Annotated in this window: 7 protein-coding genes; all 7 read left to right on the top strand. The window is 48.6% G+C overall.

Annotation, left to right across the window (positions count from 1 at the left end; translation table 11 throughout):
• On the top strand, positions 1-229 hold a 229-nt coding region (locus WCC56_RS00410; RefSeq protein WP_424690463.1), incomplete at its 5' end, for a DMT family transporter.
• Positions 230-244: 15 nt separating this feature from the next.
• On the top strand, positions 245-1,840 hold the full coding sequence (locus WCC56_RS00405; protein ID WP_424690462.1) for a hypothetical protein: 1,596 nt from the start codon (positions 245-247) through the stop codon (positions 1,838-1,840).
• 138 nt (positions 1,841-1,978) lie between these two features.
• The gene (locus WCC56_RS00400; RefSeq protein WP_424690461.1) at positions 1,979-2,221 is read left to right on the top strand and encodes a DNA polymerase V; all 243 of its coding nucleotides are present in this window, start codon (positions 1,979-1,981) and stop codon (positions 2,219-2,221) included.
• Position 2,222: 1 nt separating this feature from the next.
• On the top strand, positions 2,223-2,546 hold the full coding sequence (locus tag WCC56_RS00395; RefSeq protein ID WP_424690460.1) for a phage repressor protein: 324 nt from the start codon (positions 2,223-2,225) through the stop codon (positions 2,544-2,546).
• Between the two features lie 256 nt (positions 2,547-2,802).
• Positions 2,803-4,713, top strand: coding sequence for an ATP-dependent DNA helicase (locus tag WCC56_RS00390; RefSeq protein WP_424690459.1), 1,911 nt, complete (start codon positions 2,803-2,805; stop codon positions 4,711-4,713).
• A 57-nt stretch (positions 4,714-4,770) separates the two neighbouring features.
• On the top strand, positions 4,771-5,472 hold the full coding sequence (gene tsaB, locus WCC56_RS00385) for a tRNA (adenosine(37)-N6)-threonylcarbamoyltransferase complex dimerization subunit type 1 TsaB (protein WP_424690458.1): 702 nt from the start codon (positions 4,771-4,773) through the stop codon (positions 5,470-5,472).
• Between the two features lie 57 nt (positions 5,473-5,529).
• Positions 5,530-6,126 (top strand): Slp family lipoprotein, encoded by a 597-nt coding sequence (locus tag WCC56_RS00380; RefSeq protein WP_424690457.1) that lies wholly within the window; start codon positions 5,530-5,532, stop codon positions 6,124-6,126.
• The last annotated feature ends 176 nt before the right edge of the window (positions 6,127-6,302 follow it).

Genomic DNA, 6,302 nt, shown 5'->3' with positions numbered 1-6,302 from the left:
CTATTGGCCACATGCAACATCAGTGGCGTTATATTTTATTGGTTTTGTGTTCTACTTTCTCGCTCTTTCAAGAATGAGCCTGACAGTCGCATATCCAATAATGGTTTCAAGTGCAATACTATTTGTTATGTTCATGGGATCGGTTTTTTTCGCAGAACCTATAACATTGATGAAAATTCTTGGAGCAGCGTTGATAGTTGGCGGTGTGTTCATTGTTAATTTTTCGTGAGGAAAGGAATCTTTAATGAGTTCCGAAAAAATAAGCACATCTTTAGCTAGTTGTATTTTTCTACTTTCTATATTTCTTCTAACTAGCGTACTCTCTGTCATAAAACAAATATCAATGCATTATGGGTTGAACATATCTGATCACTCGGTTGTTCCTTATGCGTTTGCTCTATCGCTCTTAATTTACATATACCTTTGCGGTGGAATAAATAAGTATATTGCATTCCCAATTGCATTTTTGATAATTGCCATTTATCAAAGCTCTATATTCCCTGATCAAAGTTGGGATGGACTAGCTTACCATCAGAAGGCCGCCTGGTATCTTATGCACGGTGGAAACCTACTTTATGATTTTACGGGGCAAGCTGGTAATTTTTGGATAAGTCCATATCCAAAATCAACCTGGTACTTCTCAGGTGAGCTAGGAATACTAACCGGTAATCTATCTGTTGGTAGTTCTTATCAGTTGGTAATTGGCGGGGCAATGTTCTTCTACATTATACATTTCTTTAAAATGTATGGTTATAATGTGAAGGCGTCATATATATTTGCAGCTCTTTGCTTGCTCAATCATATTTTTATAGCTCAATCCTTTAGCTATTATGTTGATGCTACAATGGGATTTTTAGCGATATTGATGATTTTCGCAGCCGTGAGCTATGGCAACCGGTACAGTAAAATTGATGCAGTAGTAGTTGTAATTTGTAGTATTATTGTGGTTAACATTAAGTTTTCTTGGTTCTTGTATGTTGGTGCTGTTTTCTTGGTTATGGGACTTAGAGCGCTGCCTAATGTTAAAAAAACTTCATCTGTGGTTTTATGGTTCGCATTGTTCTTGGCCGTTGGTGTAGGATTTATAGGCTCTAATCCTTACATTAAAAATATATCAGAAGGTCGGCATGTTTTTTATCCGCTATTTGGTAAGGACAAGAAAGACATTATTACTTTTGCATCTCCGGAATCTTTCCAAGGAATGAATAGAGGTGAGAAGTTATTCATATCAACATTCAGCAAAAGTGAAAATATAAACGAAGCTTCTGGTCTGTCACCGACACTGAAAATCCCTGGACACTATAACAAAAAGGAATTCAATAATCTTGCATATGAAGATCTCAGGATTGGTGGTTTCGGCGTTTATTTTTCACTTGCTTTAGTTATTTCGATCATCATTCTAATATCAAGAAAGATGATCGACAAGAACGTAATATTAATACTATCACTGATTGTTATTTGCACTATTTTGAATCCTGAATCATGGTGGGCGAGATACGCCCCTCACCTTTATTTAATCCCCTTACTACCTTTGATGATGTTCAAAAAAGATGAGAGTACAGGGAAATGGGTTTGGCCTGTAGGTGTGCTGGTTGCAATTCTCATTGTTAATATCACCATAATGAGCAAGGCAAGATATGAAACTTCAAAATCATTTAATGATGGTCTTGAGTGGATATTAGGGAGTTGCAAAGGAGGGAGGCTTAACGTCACTCCAGTAGGTTCATTTTTGATTGATCCTATGTTGGAAAGAGGTAGTGCAAGCTACGTCATATCTGACAAGCAAGGGGAAGGAAGCCGGGACTTTAGAAGAAAATTCTCATACTCCTGCTCGAGGTAAAAGAACCCGCTTCGGCGGGTTTTTACTAAATTCAGCCAAGGATCAACCCACTAACGTCGCTACATCAAAATCCCCTTGATAGGCCACATCGATCAATATTACTGTATATGCATACAGTATTTGATTGAGAGGCACCCCATGGCACGCAGAGACGACATAGCAGCAGCATTCAGACACAGCATCAGGATAGCCGCCAGCGGCAAACGCACGGTGGAGACGGTGAACTTCGTGGCCGCACTGGCGAAGGTTAACCATGACTTCACCCTGGCAGAGGCTAACCGGTGGATTGAGCACTATCAGGGTAACTTCCGCGACATATCGACTGAAGAGGGTGAGCGCCGTACGTTCCACCTGTTCAACCCAAACAACGGGGGCTGCTGATATGGGATTTCCATCACCGGCGCAGGACTACGTTGAATCGCGCATCGACCTGAACGAGATTATGGTGGCGCGACCATCTTCCACGTCGATTTATTACGAAGGCGACACGCTGCATGTGATTGACCGGTCTGTGCGTCCGAAGCCGGGGGAGTCATTCTATTACGAGCTGCTTGGGGAGTCTGGGTTGGGAAGGATGATGGGCGGGGCACTGGTGACGAGCGCAGGGGAGAGTATTGAAGGTGAGGTGCTGGACGAGCTGAATGTGATCGGCAGGGTCATGTTTTGCGCCCGACAAGTTTACGAGGAACGTCGACCTACAATTTGAAAGCATTTTCAAACCTAATAGCGAACGCCAGTAACACTGACGCGTCCGCAGTGACATAGGCTATAATGCACCTTAATTCCATTCGAAATGATCTCCTAACTCATTGATAAGATTGTAGCCATCCGTCCTGTTTTGTCGTGCTTTGTTGTATATAAAACAGACAAAATAAGCATATAAGTCTTTGATTTTAATAATTTTGCGCCTTTTAATTAATACTGACATAATTACAGTGTTTTTTAAAACGTAGTGAGGATGTGTGGCAGACGATTTTGCAGCAGATGGCGCGCTGGCGCTGGCAATCCCGGGTTTCAAACCGCGTGAACCGCAGCGACAAATGGCGCTGGCGGTCAGTGAAGCTATCGAAAATAAGCATGAACTGGTGGTTGAGGCGGGAACCGGAACCGGGAAAACCTACGCTTATCTGGCTCCGGCGCTGCGGTCCGGTAAAAAAGTGATCATTTCTACCGGCTCGAAAGCGTTGCAGGATCAGCTGTACAGCCGCGATCTCCCCACCGTAGCCAGAGCGCTCAAATTTAAAGGTCAGGTCGCACTTTTAAAAGGACGGTCCAACTATCTTTGTCTGGAGCGGCTTGAGCAGCAGTCGATGGTCGGAGGTGAACTTGCCGTGCAGGCAATGAGCGATCTGGTGCACCTGCGTGGCTGGTCCAGCGAAACGGTTGATGGGGATATCAGTACCTGCGGCGGCGTGGCGGAAGACAGCACTATCTGGCCGATGGTGACCAGCACCAATGACAACTGCCTGGGCAGCGATTGTCCGGTATATAAAGACTGTTTTGTGGTCAAAGCCCGGCGTAAAGCGATGGATGCTGATGTGGTGGTGGTTAACCATCATCTGTTTCTGGCCGATATGGTAGTGAAAGAGAGTGGGTTCGCGGAACTGATCCCCGAAGCCGATGTGATGATCTTCGATGAAGCGCACCAGGTTCCGGACATTGCCAGCCAGTATTTTGGCCAGCAGCTCTCCAGCAAACAGCTTATTGATCTGGCAAAAGACATTACTATCGCCTACCGCACCGAAGTGCGTGACGTCCAGCAGTTACAAAAATCAGCCGACCGTTTATCGCAAAGCGCCCAGGATTTTCGTCTGGCGCTGGGCGATCCCGGCTTTCGCGGGAATCTGCGCGAGATCATGAATAATCCCACCATCCAGCGTGCGCTGTTACTGCTGGATGATGCGCTGGAGCTTTGCTATGACGTGGCGAAAATGTCTCTTGGCCGTTCCGCGCTGCTTGATGCGGCTTTTGACCGCGCAGCACTTTATCGTGGCCGGCTGAAGCGCCTGAAAGACGTTAACCAGCCGGGTTTCAGCTACTGGTATGAATGCAATTCCCGCCACTTTGTGCTGGCACTTACGCCGCTCTCGGTGTCAGAACGTTTTCGTGAAGTGATGGATGAGCGTCCGGCAAGCTGGATATTTACCTCGGCTACGCTGGCCGTAAACGAAAAAATGACGCATTTCGTTGAGCGTCTTGGCGTGAGCAGTGCGAAAACGATGATCCTTGAAAGTCCTTTCGATTTTGCCAGCCAGGCGCTGCTCTGCGTCCCACGCAATCTGCCCTCGCCGAACCAACCAGGCGGGGCAAAGCAGATGGCGCGGATGCTGCTGCCACTCATTGAAGCCAATGAGGGTCGCTGCTTCTTCCTGTGTACCTCGCACCAGATGATGCGGGATCTTGCAGAGCAGTTTCGCGCCATGTTGACTTTACCGGTTCTGCTGCAGGGTGAAACCAGTAAAGGCCAGCTTCTGAAGCAGTTTGTAGCTGCCGGAAACGCTTTACTGGTCGCGACCAGCAGCTTCTGGGAAGGGGTGGATGTAAGAGGAGATGTGCTCTCTTTGGTGATCATCGATAAGCTGCCGTTTACCTCACCGGATGACCCGCTATTGAAAGCGCGAATGGAAGACTGCAAGCTGCGCGGTGGCGATCCTTTTGATGAGGTGCAACTTCCGGACGCGGTGATTACGTTGAAACAGGGCGTTGGACGATTGATCCGTGATGTGGACGATCGGGGCGTGCTGGTGATCTGCGATAACCGCCTGGTGATGCGTCCCTACGGCGCGGTGTTCCTGAACAGCCTGCCGCCAACACCAAGAACCCGTGATATTCAGCAGGCGGTTGAGTTTCTTAAACCGTCGGCACAACAGTAATCTGCGGCGCAGTGTGCTATGCTGCGCGCCGAAAAATCTATCCCGCCAGAGGTGTGTATGTCCACGCGTATTTTAGCGATTGATACGGCTACGGAGGCCTGTTCCGTCGCGTTGCTGAATGACGAAAACGTCACGGCCCATTTTGAACTTTGTGCCCGTGAGCACACCCAGCGAATTCTGCCGATGGTCCAGGCTCTGCTTCAGCAGGAGAACACCAAACTCACCGAGTTGGATGCGTTGGCCTTTGGTCAGGGGCCTGGCAGCTTTACCGGCGTGCGTATTGGCATTGGTATCGCACAGGGTCTGGCTTTGGGGGCAGAGCTGCCCATGATTGGCGTATCCACATTGAAAACAATGGCACAAAGTGCCTGGCGCTTGCACGGCGCTACCCGCGTTCTGGCTGCTATTGATGCGCGTATGGGTGAAGTCTACTGGGCTGAATACCAGCGTGACGAGCAGGGCGACTGGCAGGGCGCAGAAACCGAAGCCGTGCTGAAACCTGAAGCGGCGCAGGAAAGAATGGCCGCATTGACGGGTGAGTGGGCAATGGTGGGAACCGGTTGGAAAGCCTGGCCTGAGCTGGCAGAAACGGTCGGACCGAATTTAAAAGCCACAGCAGTTGAACTTCCCTGCGCCGAGGATATGTTACCTCTGGCCGCGTTGGCCTTTGCGGCTGGGCGAGTAGTGGCAGTAGAACAGGCTGAACCGACCTATTTACGTAACGAAGTGACATGGAAAAAATTGCCGGGGCGCACCTGATTCGGGCAACTATTTATCCAGCAGGCAGTCAGAGTAATCAGTAACCTGGAGAACTTTATGCGTAAACGTGTTTTGTTGCAGTTTGGTAGTCTGTTACTGGCCTCTGCACTGCTTTCTGGCTGTATGAGTGTGCCAGACTCAGTGAAAGGCACTTCACCCACGCCACAGCAGGACCTGGTCCGGGTGATGAGCGCTCCGCAGATTTATGTCGGGCAGGAAGCTCGCTTTGGCGGAAAAGTCATTAAAGTCATCAATAAAGATGGCATGACCCGGCTGGAAATTGCCGCTCAGCGCCTTGATGACACCGCCAGGCCGGTATTAGACACGCCTTCTATTGGACGCATTTATGCTGATATCAAAGGCTTTGTCGATCCGATCGACTTCAATAATCAGATGGTGACCGTTGTCGGGCCGATAAAAGGCACTGAGAAAGGGGAAGTAGGTCAGGCGTCTTATAACTTTATCACCCTTGATGTGACAGGTTATCAGCGCTGGCATCTTACCCAGCAAATAGTGTCGCCACCTCAGCCGATCGACCCATGGATTTGGTATGGCCCGCCCCGTGGTAGTCGTCACGGTGGATACTGGGGCCCGCCTCCGTTTGGTTACTACAACAACGGACCCGCTCGGGTACAGACCATCCTGACGGAATAGACAGACAGAAGACTCTCTTACGACCCGATGGCAACCTGTCGTCGGGTCGTTTTTTATTGGCGATCTCAGGATGAGATTATTTTAGTGATGGGCTTCGCAACCTCAAAACAGAGAACAGAGCAAACTGGTACGCTGAGTTAAAATAATGTTAAAAGATGCGACGGTTTGAGGCTGCG

Origin of the sequence: Erwinia sp. (genome assembly GCF_049696395.1) — a bacterium.
GTDB lineage: Bacteria > Pseudomonadota > Gammaproteobacteria > Enterobacterales > Enterobacteriaceae > Erwinia.
The sequence above is the reverse complement of the archived record's forward strand: the minus strand, read 5'-3'. Positions and strand labels throughout refer to the sequence as shown.

What these genes read in the sequence shown, in the direction of transcription:
- WCC56_RS00400 (WP_424690461.1), top strand. Translation starts at nt 1,979, where the DNA reads ATGGCACGCAGAGACGACATAGCAGCAGCATTCAGACACAGCATCAGG.
- WCC56_RS00405 (WP_424690462.1), top strand. Translation starts at nt 245, where the DNA reads ATGAGTTCCGAAAAAATAAGCACATCTTTAGCTAGTTGTATTTTTCTA.
- WCC56_RS00380 (WP_424690457.1), top strand. Translation starts at nt 5,530, where the DNA reads ATGCGTAAACGTGTTTTGTTGCAGTTTGGTAGTCTGTTACTGGCCTCT.
- WCC56_RS00395 (WP_424690460.1), top strand. Translation starts at nt 2,223, where the DNA reads ATGGGATTTCCATCACCGGCGCAGGACTACGTTGAATCGCGCATCGAC.
- tsaB (WP_424690458.1), top strand. Translation starts at nt 4,771, where the DNA reads ATGTCCACGCGTATTTTAGCGATTGATACGGCTACGGAGGCCTGTTCC.